Genomic DNA, 18,007 nt, shown 5'->3' on the forward strand with positions numbered 1-18,007 from the left:
GCGCATGGGGCGGATTACGGCACGCAAACCGGTGATGAAAATCACCCTCGGCAAGGAACCTCACCGCCGCGCTGATGTGCTCGCTGTCGAAGAGCCTCTTGAGATTCGTGTCGGAGGCACCGCTCTCTCTGTGCAGATGCGAACCCCCGGTCACGATGTTGAACTCGCCGCAGGATTTCTCGTATCTGAGGGCGTGATCGCGGCGGGGCCGCAGTTCCACTCGGCGATCCACTGCGGCGGGCCAGGCACCGGAATCACGATCGACGGCAATACCTACAACGTGCTCGATGTGACTCTCGCGCCCGGCGTCGAGGTTCCCGAAAGCGCGCTTGGGCGCAACTTCTACACGTCTAGTTCGTGCGGCGTGTGTGGAAAGGCCTCTCTTGAGGCGGTCGAGACGAGCTCTACTTACGACGTCGCAGCAGACGATGCTGTGCTCGACGCGGAGCTGCTGACGACCTTTCCCGATCGTCTGCGTGCCGAGCAGGAAATCTTCGAGAAGACCGGCGGACTCCACGCCGCGGCGCTGTTCGATGCGTCATCCGGTGAAATGCTCGTACTGCGCGAAGACGTGGGTCGACACAACGCTGTCGACAAGGTGATCGGCTGGGCACTTTTGAGCGACCGCCTTCCGCTCTCAGGCACTGTGCTGCAGGTTTCTGGCCGCGCGAGCTTCGAGCTGGTGCAGAAAGCCGTGATGGCAGGCATCCCGATACTTGCCGCGGTTTCGGCGCCGTCTTCGCTCGCTGTCGAGCTCGCCGTTGACCGAGGGCTCACACTCGTGGGCTTTTTGCGGGGCACATCGATGAATGTGTATTCGCATTCCGAGCGCATCAGCGTGAACTCACCCGCACCCCTCTGACCGAACACCACACTCTCTACCGATACGCACACGCGAGGAGAAAATTATGCAGCTGGGAATGATTGGACTGGGGCGCATGGGCGCCAATATCGTGCGGCGCCTCATGCGTGCCGGCCACGAATGTGTCGTTTTCGATGTGAATCCGGATGCCGTTGCGACGCTTGCCGCGGAAGGTGCTGTCGGGGCGTCGAGCATGGCAGACCTCGCCGCCAAGATGACTGGTCCTCGAGCGATCTGGCTCATGGTTCCGGCTGGACTCACCGGCGCCGTTGTCGAAGAGCTTGCGGCAGAGCTCGAAGCTGACGACATCATCATCGACGGCGGTAACTCGAACTATCGCGACGACGTCCGCCGCGCCGCAGCGCTGAAAGATCGCGGCATTCACTACGTCGACGCGGGAACAAGCGGTGGCGTTTTCGGACTCGATCGCGGCTACTGCCTCATGGTCGGTGGCCCCGATGTCGCTTTCTCGCGTATCGAGCCGATTCTTGCAACGATCGCCCCCGGTGCATCCGACATCGAGCGCACTCCGGGTCGCACGGGCGACTACACCGAAGAAGAACTCGGGTATCTGCACTGCGGTCCCTCGGGCGCCGGACACTTCGTGAAGATGGTGCACAACGGCATCGAATACGGCATCATGGCCGCGCTCGCCGAGGGCCTCAACATTTTGAACAACGCGGACGCGGGCCTTCGCGATGCGAGCCACTCCGCCGAGGTTGCGCCTCTCGAAGAGCCGGAGTTCTACCAGTTCGATATCGACACGGGAAAGGTCGCCGAACTATGGCGGCGCGGATCGGTCATTTCGTCGTGGCTGCTTGACCTCACCGCGGCTGCCCTCGAGCAGAATCCCACGCTCGACGGGCTGGCTGGACGCGTCTCTGACTCCGGTGAGGGCCGATGGACCGTGAAGGCTGCTGTTGATGTGGGCGTTCCGGCTCCGGTGCTCGCGGCATCCTTGTTTGAGCGCTTTGCCTCACGCGGCGAAGATCAGTTCGCCAACAAAGTGCTTTCGGCGATGCGCCTGCAGTTCGGCGGACACCAAGAACTTCCCACGGGCGACATGCTCGAAGCAGGTAAGGGCGAAGAGCACTAAATCCGCAGTGGGCTCTGGCGTTCAGCTGCGACTCGACAGGTGCACAACGCACTCTGACGGGTTGCAGCTGGGCGCCATTCCTTCGACGCGCAGCGGGCCGCCCGCCTGAGCAAGCACGCCATCCATGATGCCGAGGTGCACGTGGCACAGCGTGCCGCGGTGCTCCGGCAGAGTGTCGGCGTGCGGGCACGGTGAGAGGTCGACGGTCAGGTCTATGTCATCGACGACCGGGTCGAAACCTGCGCCGCCGAGGTCGTCGACGAGTGCATCGATCTGATGCATCGCGGCGGTGGAGAGGTCACCACAATCAGTCCACGGCATGACGCGTCGCATGAGGTCGCCGCGCCGAGCCGCGTCTTCGGCGCGCCGGCGAGCAATGGGGCTTTCAGTGTTGCCGGTGCCGTTCGCGGCGGAATACAGAACCCGTGGTCGCCCGCGTTTTTTGCGCTCCTCGGTTTCTGCAACGGCATAGCCACTCTCGATGAGCCGCTGCACGTGCTCGCGCACGGTGTTGGCGTGAAGATCGGTGGCGGCACACAGCTCGGTGATCGATCGGCCAGCGTTCTGCTGCAGCTCGTTGAGGATCTGGACGCGGGAGTAACTCGAGATCGCGCTGTATCCGGGCCGGGTCATAGCTCTAGTATCCCGCGGGTTGTCGAATGATTCACGGTTTGCCATCAATCATGAGGTGGCGAAGGCTTTCGTAGACGGGCTGCGAACGCAGCGCCGTGGCCATGATGACGGCGGCGACCGCGGCAAGAATCATCGGGATGCTGGCGCTCGTGATTGCTGTCATCTCAATGATGAGTGCAATACCTGTCAGCGGCGCCCGCACAACAGCTGCGAACAGTGCAGACATCCCAACGACTGCCATCGTGATGGCGAAATCTCGGCTGCCGTTCGGCCCGAGGCTCGCTGCGAAGCTCGGAACCAAGATGTCGACAAGACGGCTGAAGACAAGGCCAAAAAGTGCACCCAGCGCCAGCAGCGGGGCAAATAGACCCCCTGGCGTTCCTGCCGCGTACGACAACGGCCCTGCGATGAAACGGATGACGATATACATCACGAGCACCGGCAGCGCGATCGCATGACCTGTCAAAATCGCCTGGGTGAGGGCATCGCCTCCACCCACAGTCAGCGGGTCGAGAAAAAGCGCGCCGCCCACAATCGCTCCGATGCACGCGGCGCGCACCGTGGCCGGAATCTGACGGAGCCGACGGGCGATATCGAGAAATCCGATCACGAGAAAGCTATACGCCGAGCCGACGGCGCCGATGAGCACTCCGAATATCAAAACGAGTGGCAGTGCAAACAACGGAATGCTTGCGGGTTCGACAACCGTAAAGTCTGGACGGTCGCCCGTGATCAAACGTGCGCAGGCGACGGCTGCACCAACGCTTGCGAGAGTGGCGACAACCGTTCGGAGTTGGATCCGCTTTGTCACTTCTTCGAAGACGAACAATGCACCGCCGATCGGTGCATTGAACGCAACGGCGAGACCTGCACCCGAAAGCGCGGTTTGGAGCACCCGAATGTCGTCGCTGCTGCGTCGGGTGGCGCGACCAGCGGATGCTCCGATCGTTGCGGCCATGTGCACGGTCGGGCCTTCCCGGCCAAGCACGAGGCCACCGCCGATGGCGAGCGCGCCGCCGATGAACCGCGCCGGCAGCACTCCCAGCGGAGGTGGTTCTGCTTCACCGCGCACAACGGCCTCGACGTCCTGAATTCCGCTCCCTGATGATCGGGGCGAGAGCCGCACGATAGCTGCGGCCGCAGCGGCAGCCAGCGCCGTGAGCAAAACTGGTACGACGAATCCGCCTGGAGTTGCATGCGCCCACTCGGAGATGGTCGCGCGCAGAGTGTCGGCGTGAAAGAGCACCCACCGAAAAGCGCCACCGACAAATCCGGCCGCGGCGCCCGCGATGAGCGCGATAACGCTCAGCCACAGCAGTCGCATCACACCCCCAGATTGGCGAACTCTTCTTGTCATCGTAGGGGTGTGCCGTGTTCTGCCCGTGTCGCACATATTCTTACCGAGGAGGTACTCATGACGGATTCGCGCATCGGCGTGGTGATCAACCCGAGCAAGCTGGACCGGGACGATCTGGAAGACCTGATCACCAAGACGCTGAAGGCCGCTGGAAAGACTGACAGCGTCGACGTGCAGTGGTTCGAAACCACCGAAGATGACCCAGGCCTTGGCCAGGGTCGAGCAGCAGTTGAAGCCCGGTGCGACCTCGTGATCGCTGCGGGCGGCGACGGTACTGTGCGTGCGGTTTCAGAAGCGCTCGCCGGTACCGGTGTTGAGCTCGGGATCGTACCCCGTGGCACGGGTAACCTCTTCGCGCGAAATCTCGGTATCCCGCTCGTGAGTATGCGCGCCGCAGTGAAACGTGCGCTGACGGGCACTGCCTCTGACATCGACGTTGGCTGGGTCACGGTAGACGACAGCGGCAAGAAAGAGGCCTTCGTCGTCATGGTGGGCTTCGGAATCGACGCTCAAATGCTCGCCGAGACCGACAGCGAGCTGAAGGCAAGAGCTGGCTGGATGGCGTATGTCGAAGCGATGGGGCGTGCTGTTTCGGCATCCGCTTCAGTCGAGGCAACCCTCACGATCGATGGGGGCGAGCCGGAGAAGCTCCGTGCGCACACGGTGCTCGTGGGAAACTGCGGGATGATCCAGGGCGGGATCACGCTCATGCCCGACGCGAAGCCCGATGACGGCCGCCTCGACATGATCGTCGTGAGCGCTGAGAACGGTATGCAGTGGATGGAGGCCCTCCGCTCCGTCGTCTGGGACAATGGTCTGATCAAGCTCTTGATGCCGGGTGAGAACACTTCGAGTAATGATTCGTTGCAGCACCGCACGGCGACATCCATGCGGCTCGAGTTGCCATCGCCACAGCCGTTCGAAATCGATGGCGAAGAAGTCGGCGAGGTTGCGTGCTTCGAGGTCACGCTTCAGCCCGGCGCGCTGCGCGTGCGCTGAAATTCGTTCGTGGTCGCCGTTCTCGCTGTCCTGCTCGCCGCGCTGTGTTTCGGTACGACGGGCACAGCTCAAGCTCTCGCGGGTGTTGACGCGTCGCCTTTCGCCGTGGGTGCTGCGCGCATCCTCATCGGCGGCGGGATGCTCGGGCTCATTGCCCTGGCAACGCGAAAGCGTGCGAACGCGCGCGCCGATGCAGCCCCAGCACGCCTCACGCGAGAGACTGCGATCCTTGTCGCGGTGGGGGCCGTTGGGGTTCTCGCGTACCAGCCTGCGTTTTTTCTCGGCACCCGAACAAACGGCGTAGCCATCGGAACCGTTGTCGCGCTCGGCTCGGCACCGGTGATCACGGGTGTACTCGATGCCCTGATCCGCCGCCGACGCCCCACCATGGGATGGGCTCTGGCGACCGCACTCGCCGTGATCGGCGTGGCGCTCGTGGGGGGTCTCGTGGGCGGAGACGCAGCCGTCGCAATCGATCCGCTGGGGCTTGCCGCCTCGGTGGGGGCCGGCGCTTCGTACGCCGCCTATGCCCTGACGAGTAAAGCGCTGCTTGACCGCGGATGGCGTTCGCTCGATGCGATGGGTGCGCTCTTCGGCACCGCGGCTGTCGTGAGTGTTCCGGTGCTGCTCGTTGCAGGAACGGCGTGGTTACTCACCCCGGCAGGGCTTGCGCTCGCACTGTGGCTCGGTGTCGTGACGACCGCGATCGCTTATGCACTCTTCGGGTGGGGTCTTTCGCGGTTGACCGCACCGACGGTTGCGACGCTGACGCTCGCGGAGCCGTTGACAGCGACCCTGCTCGGCATCGGTCTGCTGGGGGAGCGGCTCACGGTTTCGGCCACTGTCGGGCTTGTGGTGTTGGCATCCGCTCTCGTTCTTGTCGCGCTTTCGTCGCGCGTTAAGAAGCAGCCAGAATTCTCGCGTTGAGAGCGGATTGCCAGTCGCGAAGCTGCCACATCGGATGATGGGGTGCCGCGTTTGAACACAGCACGACGCCCCATATTCCGTTGTCGAGTGCGGTCTGCACGCCGTGTTCGGCAAGCGCACGCCCGGCCGGATCCAACCAGTCCTAGCCATAGATCATCTGGTCGGTACCGACTGCCGCGGAAGCACTGCTCATCTCGGCCCCGTTCACGCTTTCTGACAGCACGTATCGTGAACTGCCCAGTCATTCCGGGTTCGGCACCAGCGCGTTCTACTACGCTGTCGCGTTCGTGCTCCTCGGCTTCTCACCCGCCGGTGCAGCACTCGCAGTCGGTATCACCGTCACGATGCTCTACGCGCGTAAGAGAATGTTCACCCGCCACCCCCGCCCAGCCAACTCGGAAACGCCGCCCTCACGGCATGAGCATGTCACCTCGAAAAACAGTAGCTTTTTGAGACGTGCGTCGCGGCGGTCGTTCCGCGCATAGCGGGTCCGAGTTCTCGGGACGTTGGCCGGCTTGGATGTAAGTCGCATCGATAAGTGGCCGCTTTTTTGCAAGGCTAGTGGCCGCTTTTCAACGGTCCGATCGTCTCGGCGCTGTTCGGGAGTCGCACTGTCACGGTGAGCCCGCGCCCGGGGACGTTGGTGAGGTGGGCGGATCCGCCGGCTGCGGAGACGGCAGCGGCGACAATGGCGAGGCCCAGTCCGCTGCCGTGGCCAGCGGCACGGGAGCGGTCTTCCTGGGTGAACCGGTCGAACGCGTAGGGGACGAACGCGGGCTGCATCCCTGGCCCGCTGTCGGCGACCGTGGTCTCGAGCCGGTCGTTGGTAGCGGTGAGCGTGACGAGAATCCTCCCGTGCCCGTCGACGGCTCGCACGGCGTTCGCCACCAGATTGTCCAGCACCCGTCCGTAGAGCAGCGCCGCCATGGGCAGGGTGCGGGCGCGGTCGATGCTCCCGGTGACGTCGAGGTCGATGTCGATTCGGTCGCTCCCGGCGACGGAGCGGGCCCGGTCGACGGCTTCCCCCGCCTCGTCGATCAGTTCACCGAGCGTCGCTGTGGTCGTGGCGCGTCCGCTGTCGAGGCGGGAGAGCTCGAGGAGGCTGTCGACGAGCTGGTTGAGGCGGAGGGTCGCGCTCCCGGCGGCGACGAGGTCGGCGTCGAGGGTCGACCGATCGCCGGTGCGGAGGAGTTCGAGCTGGGTTTGCAGCACGGCGAGGGGAGTGCGCAGCTCATGGCTCGCATCCGACACCATCTGGCGTTCGCGGGTGGCGGATGCCCGGAGGTCGGTGATGAGCGTGTTGAGCGTAGTGGCGAGGTAGGTGATCTCGTCCTTCGCGGGCCCGACGGGCAGGAGTTCGTCGGACGAGGTGGCGACGATGGTATCGGCGCTGCGGCGCAGGTGGGAGACGGGCCGCAGGGCGGCGCCGGTGAGCAGCCACGAGACCAACCCGAACAGAACGGTCAAGGTTCCCAGACCGATGATCAGGCCTACCGTGAGGTCCTCCAGCACCTGCCGGGACGCGTTCTCGTTCCGGGCGGAGATGATCGTCCAGTCGCCGCCCGGCGAGGTGACCTTTTCGACGGCGACGAGGTACGCGGACCCGTCGACGACGAGGTGCTGAGGCCCGGGGCGGGTGACGTCAACGAGGTCGGGTGTCGCGGTGAGGGCGCTCGGGAGCGTTGAGACGCGGGTCGCCCCCGTGGGATCCACGACCGCTATCAGCTGCCCTTCGCCGGGATTGTCGACGGGGTCGTCCGGTTCCTGCTGGATGGCGGTCTCGAAGGGGGTGGCGTCGCTCATGAGCACGTCGTAGGCGGCGTTCTGGAGGATGCCGTCGACCTGCTGCCTCACCACGATGGCCACGCCGGTGAAGAACAAGGCCGCGATCAGGAGGGTGCCGATGGTGATGCGGGCCCGGATGGACAGCCGGCCGAGCATCCGCGTCACGACTGCTCCAGCACGAATCCGACGCCGCGGACCGTTCGCAGCACCAGCCCGGAACCGGCCGGGTCGATCTTGCGGCGCAGATAGCTGACGTACTGGTCGACGATGTTCGGGTCGGTGTGCTGCACCGTGCCCCAGATCTCGATCAGGATGCGCTCCCGCGCGAGCACTTCGCCGGGGTTCTGGGCGAGCAGCCGCAGCAGCGCGAACTCCTTCGGACTCAGCGACACCGGCGCACCGGCGATCTCGACGGTGTGGTCGTGACTGTCGATCAGCACGTTGCCCATCTCGATGCGCGGGTTGGGCGCGAGGCCCTCGCGGCGGCGCATCGCCCGCAGTCGGGCCGTGAGCTCTGCGAACGCGAACGGCTTGACCAGGTAGTCGTCGGCTCCCGCGTCCAGCCCCTTCACCCGGTCGTCGACGTCGTCCCTAGCGGTGAGCATCAGGATGCCGAGAGCGGGATGGTCCCCCCTGAGTCGGCGGCAGAGTTCGAACCCGGACATGCCGGGCAGCATCACGTCGAGCACGGCCATCGAGAAGTCGACAGCCCTGGACCGGATCAGGGCCGACGGCCCGTCCTGCAGCAGCTCGGCGTCGTAGCCCTCCTCAGCGAGACCGCGGACGAGCAGCGGCCCGAGCTGCACGTCGTCCTCGACGATCAGCACCGGCACCGGACGATCAGGGGCAGCTGCCATGGCACCCATTCTCCCCGACGGATTGCGGGAGCGCGGGACTCTGAACGGTTTCTCACGAACCGGGCCGTCGAATCACGGCTGTGCCGAAGCCCCCGCCCGTCTGAGAGTTCTCTCAGGAACCCCGGTGCGCATCCGGGTGCTTCTCGTACGGCGGCTGCCTAGTCTTCGACAACGAGCTGTCGACATCGAGAGCAGCCGTCGACACCGAGAGGGCACACGTGCTGATCCAATCCGGAGGACTCCTCGATCCCACCGCCCTCCTCGAGGGGTCAGGCCCCTGGGTGCTGCCGGTGATCATGGGCATCATCTTCATCGAGACCGGGCTGCTGTTCCCGTTCCTCCCTGGCGACTCCCTCATCTTCACCGCCGCGCTACTGGCCGGGTCGCTCGGGCTTCCCCTCCCGCTGCTCATCGCAGGCGTGGCCGTCGCCGCGATCGTCGGCGACAGCGTCGCCTACGCGATCGGACGGCGATTCGGCCGCCGACTGTTCACACCCGACGCGCGCATCTTGAAGACCCGGTATCTCGACCGGGCCGACGCGTTCTTCGCCAAATACGGCGCTCACTCGCTGGTGCTGGCCCGGTTCGTTCCCGTCGTGCGCACCTTCGTGCCGCCCGTGGTGGGCATGTCGAGCATGCCGTACCGCCGCTTCCTACTCTGGAACGCCATCGGCGGTATCGCTTGGGCGCTGCTGCTGGCCGTGGCCGGGTTCTTCCTCGGCAAGATCCCCGTCGTCGCCGACAACGTCGACCTCATCGCGGTCGGCATCGTCGTGATCTCGGTCATCCCGATCGCCATCGCCGTCTTCCGCGAACGGCGCGCCGACAAGCGCGAACGAGACGAGGGTCGCGGGCAGGATGCCTCGACCGGCGCCGACCGTGGGTGAGCGCGTGAGACGCCCCGTCCTGGCGAGCAAGGTACCCGAGATCACGGTGCTGTTTTGGGTGACGAAAGTGCTCACCACCGGCATGGGCGAGACCACCTCCGACTTCGTCGTCACCACCATCGAACCCGTCGTCGGGGTCGCGATCGCATTCGTGCTGCTCGTCGCTGCGCTGCTGCTGCAATTCCGCACCCGCCGCTACGTGCCCTGGGTGTACTGGCTGGCGGTGGTGCTGGTCAGCGTGTTCGGCACCATGACCGCCGACGTCGTGCACGTGCAGTTCGGGGTGCCCTACGAGGTGTCGACCACCGTCTTCGCGATCGCACTCGCGGTGGTGTTCCTGCTCTGGTGGCGAACGGAGCGCACCCTCTCAATCCACGCCATCATCACCCCGCGGCGTGAGGCGTTCTACTGGGCGACCGTGCTCACCACCTTCGCCCTCGGAACCGCCGCCGGAGACTGGGCCGCGCACGTGCTCGGTCTCGGCTACCTCGGTTCCGGCTTCCTGTTCCTGGTCGCGATCTGCATTCCCGCGGTCGCGTACGCGTTCCTCGATGCGAACAAGGTCGCAACGTTCTGGATCGCGTATATCCTCACCCGGCCGCTCGGGGCCTCCTTCGCCGACTGGCTCGGCGTCGGCCCCGACCGCGGCGGGATCGGCATCGGAACGGGCATCGTGAGCCTCGTGCTCGCCATCGCGATCGCCGGCTGCGTCGCCGCCCTCAGCCGCCGGCAGACCCGGCCGCGGGCCGCGCTCCCAATCGTGTGAGAACTTTCAGAAGCGAGCAGCGCGACGTGCAGGATGCTCGAAGCGCCGGTTGGGAATCTCAGAGCATGAGCGCACACGACACCCGGCCCGCCGCTGAGGCGAGGCAGCTGCTGAGCAAGGTCCCCGAGATCACCATCTGGTTCTGGGTGATCAAGATCCTCTGCACCACTGTGGGCGAGAGCTTCGCCGACTACATCAACATGGCCCTCGGCGTGGGCCTCGTGGCCACCGTGGTGATCTTCACCGTCGTCACCGCGATCGTGCTGGCCGTGCAGCTGAGCCTCGCTCGGTACCGGCCGGGCGCGTACTGGCTGACAGTGGTCGTGCTGAGCATCACCGGTACGCTGTACACCGATATCCTCACCGATCAGGTCGGTGTACCCCTCGCGGTGAGCTCGAGCATCTTCGCCGTCGCCCTCGCCGTGGTGTTCGCCATCTGGTACGCCCGCGAACGCACGCTCTCCATCCACAGCATCGTCACCCGCCCTCGCGAGGCGTTCTACTGGGTCACCGTGCTCGTGACCTTCGCCCTCGGCACCGCACTCGGCGACTGGACCCTCGAACTCACCGGCTGGGGACCAGGACTGTCGATTCTCCTGCCCCTCGTACTCATCGGCATCGTCACCGCTCTCTGGCGCTACGGCGCCAACCCGGTCCTCGCGTTCTGGATCGCCTACATCCTCACCCGTCCGCTCGGCGCCAACATCGGCGACTGGCTCGGCCTGACCCCGACCGAGGGCGGCATCGGCCTCGGCACCTTTGCGACCAGCCTGATCTTCCTCGCCGCGATCCTCGCCACTGTGATCTACCTCACCATCAGCAAGGCCGACGTTGTGGAGCGCGCCCGCACCACGCAGGATGCCGCCCCCTCACCCGGCCGTCGACGCGTCTCCCTGGGCATCCTGGGTGTCGTCGCGGTCGCCACCATCGCCCTCCTGGCCTTCACAAGCAGCCAGCCCCATGCCAGCGCCCTCGCGGACGAGGGCCCCGGGCCCAGCTGCAACAACAGCTCGACCCTTACCCAGGATCAGGCGACGGCGGCGGCCGAGGCGAATTTCCCCGTCGCGGACATGAACCAGTTCCGCACCATCGCCACCGACATCCTGGGCCGCGTCCAAAGTGGCGACCAGGCCGGCGCCAGCGCCCGCGCCACCGACCTCGAGACAGCCTGGGACGACAAACAGGATGCCCTCAACGCCACCGACTGTGGCGCCTGGACCTACATCGACCAGCAGATCGACCCGGTCCTCTCCTCCGTTCGCTCCGTCACCCCCGACTCCGGCACCGAACAGAAAGCGCTGCAGGCCCTCCTCACCACCCTCGGAGCCTGATGCACAATCGAACGAACTCGAGACGATCACCGACGACGTCATCGAAGCCGCCGGCAGCGTCCTCGTCATCGGCAATCGATCCGCGACACGGAGCGATCACATAACACCGCCACCGAACGGGCAACTCCGCGCGCTGACGACGCGATGGGCTCTCCGCGCCGATGGCGAACGGGGCTTCATCTTCATCACTTGCCACCAGCCCGACATTCCGCTGCCATATCTTCTGGCCGCCCAGTTTGTTGTGGAAATGCCCGGTGGTGCGGCCGAACGCATCGTTCCAGTGACGGTTGTTTCGGCTGGCTGGAAGCCGCGCGCAACGTATGGCGCTGACAACGGACCTGCGTCCACTCCGGCGGCATCGAGCATCGCTGAAGGTGCACGTGTCTTCCGGCTCGGCGATGTCGGACTTGCGCAGCCGGGCCTTCGGCGAGTACTTCGTGTGTCGGGGGCGGGAGATATTGCAGAACTACTCGTTGACGGTGTTCTGGTCGCAGACCGAGTCTGGGACGGAAAGCTCTGGTCTTAGCTCGCCCCCCCCGCTAAAGCAGGCGCGACGGCATAAGCGTCGAACCTGGCACACTTGCTGAAGAGAAAAGTGGGTGAGACGTGGCGGATTGGCTCATTGTGATCGGCCTCGGGCTGACGGTGGCATTCACGGCGATCCCGATCGTCACGACGATTGTTGCTGTGGTGGGTGCGCGTTCGTCGGTTCCTGGTTGGTATCTGGCTGTCGGATACGGTGCGTGTCTTCTAATCGTGACAGTGCTCTTGGCGGGTGCTTTGCAGGCAGTGCATCTGCCACAGGTCGATGACCCGGTGCTTCTTGGCAGTGTCGAACTCGTCGCCGGGGCTCTCCTCTGTGTGGTGGGTGCGATTCAGTTCTTACGCACTCGATCTGGCCCGCGGCGTCCGTCGCGAATGATGTCAGCGATGCAGAACGTCAAGCCGTGGGTGGCAGTTGTGGTTGGGGTGAGCTTTCCGCTGCACCCTGAGGCGCTTCTGCTCGCCGCGACGGTCGCCACCCGCGTGCGTCATGCCGAGGTTACGTGGCCGATCGGCGTCATCATGGTGCTGCTTTTTGTCGTGTTGTCGATCTCGACCGTGGTCGCGATCGCGGCGACCTATATGTCAGCCAGCGGCGGGATGCGCGAGCGTTTGGAGCGCTTGCAGAGCTGGATCGAGCGCGACTCGACTGTCATCATGGCGATCGTCGTCATCGTCGTGGGTGTTTTCGTCGTTCTCTTTGGCGCGAATACCCTCGGTTGGCTTCAGTTCTAGCCCGCTCAGTTGGCGCTACTGAGGCCTAAGAGCTTCGCAACAGCGCCCGCGCCCGCGATGAACCCCGGAAGATCGGGTTCGGTCAGACGCGGCTGGAGTGCAACTGTTGTGGCGCCGGCATCCATGAGCTCTTTCACCTTTTCGGCCACGAACGTCGGAGACCCGATTGCACTCACGCGATGTTCAGGGTCGGTGGTGGGGGCAAATTCGAGTGCCATGTCGTCGTCGTGATCGCGAAACGACGCGAGTAAAAACACGACGATGGGGTGCGTATCCGCTCTCTCACCAGCGGCGTCACGAACGATGTGTGCCGCGGGGCGTAGGCGTTCGGCGCTCCACCCCGACGGGATGATCGTGCCGTCGGCGAGGGCACCCGTGCGCGCGAGCGTTTTCGGCCCTTCCGCTCCGGCATACACGGGCGTCGGCTGTGCGGGTGGCCAGTCGAGAGCAACGTCATCGAGGTGCACATATCGACCGTCGATCGTGATCCGCTCCTTCGCGAGGAGCGAGCGGAGAGTCGGCAGGTATTCGTCCATGAGGGCGAGAAACGATGCGTGACGCGCACCTACTTGGGCCATCCAGCTCTGCACGCCGTGGCCGACACCCCCGATGATGCGGCCAGGAAAGAGCCGGTCGATTGTTGCAAGTTCCATTGCAGTGAGTGCAACGTTTCGAAGTGGCATGGGCAGTACGCCGATGCCTACGCGCAACTTCTCGGTGGAAGCAAGAACAGCGGATGCCGCAGCTATCCCACTCTCGCGAAAGCAGTCTTCCCACAGCCACAGCTCGGGAATGCCAGCTTTTTCGGCATCTCGCGCGTAGTCGAGCATGCGCTCGGGCGGGAACGAAGGCTGAAAAATGACACCGAGTGAACGCATAATGTCACCCTATTCGGGCTACAGCCTCATGCCGGGTCAGCGCCGCAACTGGGCGCGCCATCGGCGGTGACCGGCAAACGCTTGTCTGGGTCTAGCGTGCTCAGAATGGCATACGACAGCTCAGCGAGCTGCGCGACGCCATCGTCCGGCAGAGTCGCAAGGCCATCGAGAATCATGGCACGAGCCGCCTTCGCATACAGCTCGCGGCTTGCGTTGAACGCATCTATTCCGCCGGGAGTGAGCACAGCGTTTGTGGCTCTGCCGTCTTGAGAGCAGGGAGCTCGCACGACAAGCCCTTTGCGTTCGAGGCTCGACACCACGCGCGAGAGCCGGGGCAGCGTTGCATTGGTCTTCGCCGCCAGCATGCTGAGCCGCATGCGGTGCGCGGGAGCCTCGGCGAGCACCTCGACGAGCGTGTACTCGAAGGAAGTGAGTCCTGCCGGCGCCAGTTCTTTGTCGAGAGCTGTGGGGAGGAGCTCGAGAAGAGCATGAAGCCGCGCGATCGCAATGCGTTCGTCGCGGTTCAAAAGCTCGGCCATAACGAGAAGTATAGCAATTAGTTGCGGCTACAACCTTTTGGTTATATCGTCTTAGTTGTACCTACAAGCAAACGAACGAAGGAGAGACCGATGGCTCACGTCACGATCTTCGGAACCGGAAAAATGGCCAGTGCGATCGGTGGTGTTTTCGCCGACGGTGGCAGCGTTGTGACTTACATCGCGAAGGACCAGATTCCGGCAACACCCGTCACCGGTGACATCGTTGTGCTCGCGGTTCCTTACCCGGCTATTGATGGCATCGTCAGTGCATACGCGAACCAGCTCGCGGGAAAAACTGTTGTTGACATCACGAACCCGCTCAACTTCGAGACCTTCGATTCGCTCACTGTTCCTGTCGGCTCTTCTGCTGCCGCTGAGATTCAGAAAGCACTGCCAGATTCCCACGTCGTGAAGGCGTTCAACACGACGTTCGCGGCGACCCTCGCAACGAAGAAGGTCGGCGGAAATGCGACGACGGTGCTGGTTGCCGGTGACGATGCGTCCGCCAAGGCGGCGTTCATCGAAGCCGTTGCTGCGGGTGGAGTGAATGCCATCGATGCGGGTGCTCTCAGCCGTGCGCACGAGCTCGAGGCCATCGGCTTTTTGCAGCTCACTCTCGCGGTGGGCGAAAAGGTTTCCTGGACCGGGGGATTCGCTGTCGTAGCGTAAAACCACACTATGAACGCATTGCAGTCTCCGTCGCCCGCCGACAAACGTTTCATCAATCCCGACACGACGATGGATGCCGTCAGCCTTCGTGTGGGCGACCTCGACCTGATGTCGACCTATTACCAAAATGCGCTCGCGCTTACTCCGATTGAGGAGCGTTCGCGCGGCACCGAAGTGCATCGTGTGCTGGGGCGCGGTGAGGTGCCGATGGTGCGGTTCATTCATACGCCGGGGCTTCCGGGAGTCGACCAGCACGAAGCTGGCCTCTATCACACGGCGTTTTTGTTCGACGATGCTCCGAGCCTTGCGGCGACGGTCTATCGCGCAGCACAAGACGCGCGAACTCAATTCACGGGTTCGAGCGACCACCTCGTCAGCGAGGCTTTTTACTTCACTGACCCCGAGGGGAACGGCATCGAGCTCTATACCGATCGCCCTCGCGAGAAGTGGGAGTACCGCGACGGCCAGATCGCCATGGACACGGTGTATCTCGACCCGAACGAATACCTGCGCCGCCACTTGACGCAAGAGGTGTTCGATGTGGCTCCGGCGCTCGCGGGTCGTGTGGGACATGTGCATCTTCAAGTCGGTGACGTCCCCACTGCGCGAAGCTTCTATGTGGATGCGATCGGGTTCGAGCCGACGTTCTCAGGCTTCCCGACCGCCCTCTTCGCCTCGGCAGGCGGCTACCATCACCATGTCGCTATGAACACCTGGAACAGCCGTGGAGCGGGGCCGCGGGCCGTTCGCCTCGGGCTCGGAGATGTCTCGGTGACTGTTCCCGACCGCGCAGACCTTGATGCGCTTGCGTCTCGGCTGCGGCGTCAGGGAGTTCAGTTTGGTGATGATGGTCGCGCGATTGTCACGCACGATCCGTGGGGCACTCAGGTGACGGTGATGATTGCCGGAATGACGGCGGACGAACTGCTCAGCCGTTAGCTGTTGCTGCTGATCGGCATAGCGAGTACGAAGTCATTTTCGAGGCGCGAACCGACCTGAAACTGTTTGGTGCCGGTAACCGCAAATCCCTGTTTTGCGTAGAACCGCTGTGCGCGGGTGTTCTCTTCGTTGACGCCGAGCCACAGCGTGCGTGCACCCCGGGCGGATGCCTCGGCGACGCTCGCGGCAACGAGCTGTGCGGCAATTCCCTTGCCGTGCGCTGACGGCAGTGCGTAGCACTTCGAGAGTTCGGCCGCGGGTCGCCCCTTAATGGCACGACGCACCTGGGGGTCTGTCGGTTCACCGAAAACGAGCATCGTATAGCCGAGGAAGCTTCGAGCGCTGCCGCCCTCGCTGCCGTCGGCGCTGCCGCCCTCGCTGCCGTCGGCGCTGCCGCCCTCGCTGCCGTCCTCGCTTCCACCCGGCAAAGCTACGAAGATCGCGCGTTCGGGGTCGCGCAGGTGGCGTGCGAATGACTCCTCGCTCAGGTGCTCGGCGATGAAATCTCGCTGGTCGCTCTCGGTCGATCCCGGCGGGCATGCAAGGGGAAACGTTGCGGCAGCAAGAACGTGCAGGGCAGCTTCATCGCCGGAAAGAGCTCGTCGCATCACAGTGTCAATTGTGGCGTGAGGCGCGGTGCCATTGGTTCTCTGTCGGCGTTCTGGCGCCATCTTTCGCGATGGGGCGCCCGCGGCGGATCCCATGCCCAGTTCCACGGTGCCTTCGATCTCAGCTCCATCGCCTGGGCGTTGCCATGCCCTCGCGCATCACCCGGCGGTCTGAGCACGAATGGTGCGAGCCCGTTTCGCTCGATTTTCCACCCGCGATTGTGAAGAAACATGTGATGAAAGCGGCAAAGTAATACGCCTCGGTCGATGTCGGTGCGCCCATGATCCGCCGAAAAGTGGTCGATGTGATGGGCTTCGCAATAGGAAGCGTGCCGCTGACATCCTGGCCAGACGCACCCGCCGTCACGTGCCGCCAGCGCGATGCGCTGCTTCGGTGTGAAGAGCCGCTGTTCGCGCCCGACATCGAGCGGGTTGCCGCAACTATCGACCGTCACATCGAGTGCACCGCTGGTGCACAGTGACCGATCAATGATCGAACCTGGGATTGGTGCGCCGCCGTCTTCGGTGTGCCCCACGGCGAGGAGTCTGCCGAGCGCATCTCGCGGCCCCACGAGGTCTTTCACCACGATCATGCGCACGCCCGGCTGCCTAGCGCCAAACACGTCGGATGCCTCGGCAAGAGACCCCGCGCGCAGCACATCCATGAACAGGTCGTATTCGAGTTGTTCATTGCTGCGTGGGTCTTCGGTGAGGGTAGCCGCCGCTTCTCGCTCGCCGTCGGCGACGAATCGAGGGCCGCCCAGCCGTGGACGCAATGCCGCAGCCGTCAACGCCCGCACCCAGTGCGCCATTTCGTCATCGAACGTGAGGTGGCCGTGATGCTGGCCGTGTTGGTCTATCCACATGCGGAGCGATCGCTTTTCGTAGCGCTGTTCACATCGCGCTTCGGCTCCGGTCGGGTCGAGAATGTCACGGACCCCGCGTGCCCTGGCCGCGAGGTCTTCCGCGGTGAGCGAAGTCGCCTCATCGGCGAGCTGATCGGCGGCCACCGACCACGCGGCGGCGGCAGTCTCGTCATCAACGCCCCCGACGATGGGCTCGCCGAGTCCGCTGCGGACGGCATCATGCTGAGCTGCGGTGATCCGCCCATCGAGCAATGCACGACGGAGTGGCTCGTGCCAGAGGGGTCGACGACGATCCGCCTCGTCAGCCGGCAGACGATCCTCAGCGTCAACCAGTGACGTTCCAATCCGCACCTGACGTTGCGCCTCGGCTCGGGTGCCGCCCATGATCGATTGCACGAGAGCCGTGGGTGAGGAATGTCCCTCGGTGGCGGCGAGCCCCGAGTGGCCGTCTTCGCGCCGCGATCGTTGGGCGGCGACCCCAGCGAGAACCGACTGCAACCGGCCGACATCGTTTGACATGCCGGCGAGGTCGCGAAGTACCTCTAAAACTGCCGCATCTGTCAATCCATTGGTGGTCGCAGGCAATGCTCGCGGCTCAACATCAAGCTCGGCACGGGCCGCCAAGCGGTCGAGCCGCTCACGAATTGCCGTCAAGATGTTCATAACTCGAGTGTTGCATCAAGGTCAGACATTCGTATTTATAGACCAGCAACTGTGGAAAACTCTGCTC

19 protein-coding genes are annotated in these 18,007 nt (G+C 64.2%); 11 read left to right on the top strand and 8 right to left on the bottom strand.

All coding sequences use genetic code 11. The features are described from left to right. Positions 1-4 precede the first annotated feature (4 nt). Together fdhD and gnd are read left to right on the top strand one after the other, a co-directional pair. Complete coding sequence (fdhD, locus tag G6N83_RS09855; RefSeq protein ID WP_165141626.1) at positions 5-862, top strand: formate dehydrogenase accessory sulfurtransferase FdhD; 858 nt, start codon at positions 5-7, stop codon at positions 860-862. A 46-nt stretch (positions 863-908) separates the two neighbouring features. Further along, positions 909-1,958: a phosphogluconate dehydrogenase (NAD(+)-dependent, decarboxylating) gene (gnd, locus tag G6N83_RS09860; RefSeq protein WP_165141628.1), complete on the top strand. Its 1,050-nt coding sequence runs from the start codon at positions 909-911 to the stop codon at positions 1,956-1,958. Between the two features lie 21 nt (positions 1,959-1,979). On the opposite strand, the gene G6N83_RS09865 is transcribed toward gnd, so the two are convergent. Continuing rightward, a complete protein-coding gene (locus G6N83_RS09865; protein ID WP_165141630.1) occupies positions 1,980-2,591 on the bottom strand; it encodes a winged helix-turn-helix transcriptional regulator in 612 nt (203 codons plus the stop codon). Between the two features lie 31 nt (positions 2,592-2,622). Further along, positions 2,623-3,915 (bottom strand): chloride channel protein, encoded by a 1,293-nt coding sequence (locus G6N83_RS09870; protein ID WP_241246336.1) that lies wholly within the window; start codon positions 3,913-3,915, stop codon positions 2,623-2,625. A 90-nt stretch (positions 3,916-4,005) separates the two neighbouring features. Here G6N83_RS09870 and G6N83_RS09875 point away from each other — a divergent pair, with 90 nt between their 5' ends. Next, on the top strand, positions 4,006-4,947 hold the full coding sequence (locus G6N83_RS09875; protein WP_165141634.1) for a diacylglycerol/lipid kinase family protein: 942 nt from the start codon (positions 4,006-4,008) through the stop codon (positions 4,945-4,947). A gap of 9 nt (positions 4,948-4,956) precedes the next feature. Next, complete coding sequence (locus G6N83_RS09880) at positions 4,957-5,874, top strand: DMT family transporter (protein ID WP_165141636.1); 918 nt, start codon at positions 4,957-4,959, stop codon at positions 5,872-5,874. A 558-nt stretch (positions 5,875-6,432) separates the two neighbouring features. Here G6N83_RS09880 and G6N83_RS09890 read toward each other — a convergent pair. After that, positions 6,433-7,815, bottom strand: coding sequence for a sensor histidine kinase (locus G6N83_RS09890; RefSeq protein WP_241246337.1), 1,383 nt, complete (start codon positions 7,813-7,815; stop codon positions 6,433-6,435). A gap of 5 nt (positions 7,816-7,820) precedes the next feature. Next, positions 7,821-8,516: a response regulator transcription factor gene (locus G6N83_RS09895; protein ID WP_208380017.1), complete on the bottom strand. Its 696-nt coding sequence runs from the start codon at positions 8,514-8,516 to the stop codon at positions 7,821-7,823. A 218-nt stretch (positions 8,517-8,734) separates the two neighbouring features. On the opposite strand from G6N83_RS09895, the gene G6N83_RS09900 reads away from it, so the two are divergent. From G6N83_RS09900 to G6N83_RS09920, 5 genes are all read left to right on the top strand, one after another. Further along, on the top strand, positions 8,735-9,403 hold the full coding sequence (locus G6N83_RS09900) for a VTT domain-containing protein (RefSeq protein ID WP_241246180.1): 669 nt from the start codon (positions 8,735-8,737) through the stop codon (positions 9,401-9,403). Between the two features lie 4 nt (positions 9,404-9,407). Beyond that, positions 9,408-10,169 (top strand): COG4705 family protein, encoded by a 762-nt coding sequence (locus G6N83_RS09905; protein WP_241246181.1) that lies wholly within the window; start codon positions 9,408-9,410, stop codon positions 10,167-10,169. 65 nt (positions 10,170-10,234) lie between these two features. After that, a complete protein-coding gene (locus G6N83_RS09910) occupies positions 10,235-11,500 on the top strand; it encodes a COG4705 family protein (RefSeq protein ID WP_165141640.1) in 1,266 nt (421 codons plus the stop codon). 241 nt (positions 11,501-11,741) lie between these two features. Next, the gene (locus tag G6N83_RS09915; RefSeq protein ID WP_183408405.1) at positions 11,742-12,026 is read left to right on the top strand and encodes a hypothetical protein; all 285 of its coding nucleotides are present in this window, start codon (positions 11,742-11,744) and stop codon (positions 12,024-12,026) included. An 80-nt stretch (positions 12,027-12,106) separates the two neighbouring features. Next, complete coding sequence (locus G6N83_RS09920) at positions 12,107-12,778, top strand: GAP family protein (RefSeq protein ID WP_165141644.1); 672 nt, start codon at positions 12,107-12,109, stop codon at positions 12,776-12,778. A gap of 5 nt (positions 12,779-12,783) precedes the next feature. Here the strand turns inward: G6N83_RS09920 and G6N83_RS09925 are convergent, their stop codons facing one another. Together G6N83_RS09925 and G6N83_RS09930 are read right to left on the bottom strand one after the other, a co-directional pair. Then, positions 12,784-13,656, bottom strand: coding sequence for an LLM class flavin-dependent oxidoreductase (locus tag G6N83_RS09925; protein WP_165141646.1), 873 nt, complete (start codon positions 13,654-13,656; stop codon positions 12,784-12,786). A 26-nt stretch (positions 13,657-13,682) separates the two neighbouring features. Beyond that, entirely contained in the window at positions 13,683-14,195 is a 513-nt protein-coding gene (locus G6N83_RS09930; RefSeq protein ID WP_165141648.1) for a MarR family winged helix-turn-helix transcriptional regulator, read from the bottom strand. A gap of 90 nt (positions 14,196-14,285) precedes the next feature. Between G6N83_RS09930 and G6N83_RS09935 the strand changes: the two genes are divergently transcribed. Then, on the top strand, positions 14,286-14,864 hold the full coding sequence (locus tag G6N83_RS09935; RefSeq protein WP_165141650.1) for an NADPH-dependent F420 reductase: 579 nt from the start codon (positions 14,286-14,288) through the stop codon (positions 14,862-14,864). Between the two features lie 9 nt (positions 14,865-14,873). Then, positions 14,874-15,803, top strand: a complete 930-nt coding sequence (locus G6N83_RS09940) for a VOC family protein (RefSeq protein WP_165141652.1) — start codon at positions 14,874-14,876, stop codon at positions 15,801-15,803. Here G6N83_RS09940 and G6N83_RS09945 read toward each other — a convergent pair. Together G6N83_RS09945 and G6N83_RS09950 are read right to left on the bottom strand one after the other, a co-directional pair. Next, positions 15,800-16,411, bottom strand: coding sequence for a GNAT family N-acetyltransferase (locus G6N83_RS09945; RefSeq protein WP_241246338.1), 612 nt, complete (start codon positions 16,409-16,411; stop codon positions 15,800-15,802). The genes G6N83_RS09940 and G6N83_RS09945 overlap by 4 nt on opposite strands. Further along, positions 16,411-17,940 (bottom strand): HNH endonuclease signature motif containing protein, encoded by a 1,530-nt coding sequence (locus G6N83_RS09950; RefSeq protein ID WP_165141656.1) that lies wholly within the window; start codon positions 17,938-17,940, stop codon positions 16,411-16,413. Before G6N83_RS09950 ends, G6N83_RS09945 begins: the two co-directional genes overlap by 1 nt. Positions 17,941-18,007 lie beyond the last annotated feature (67 nt).

It is taken from the genome of Microbacterium endophyticum, assembly GCF_011047135.1.
Lineage (GTDB): Bacteria > Actinomycetota > Actinomycetes > Actinomycetales > Microbacteriaceae > Microbacterium > Microbacterium endophyticum.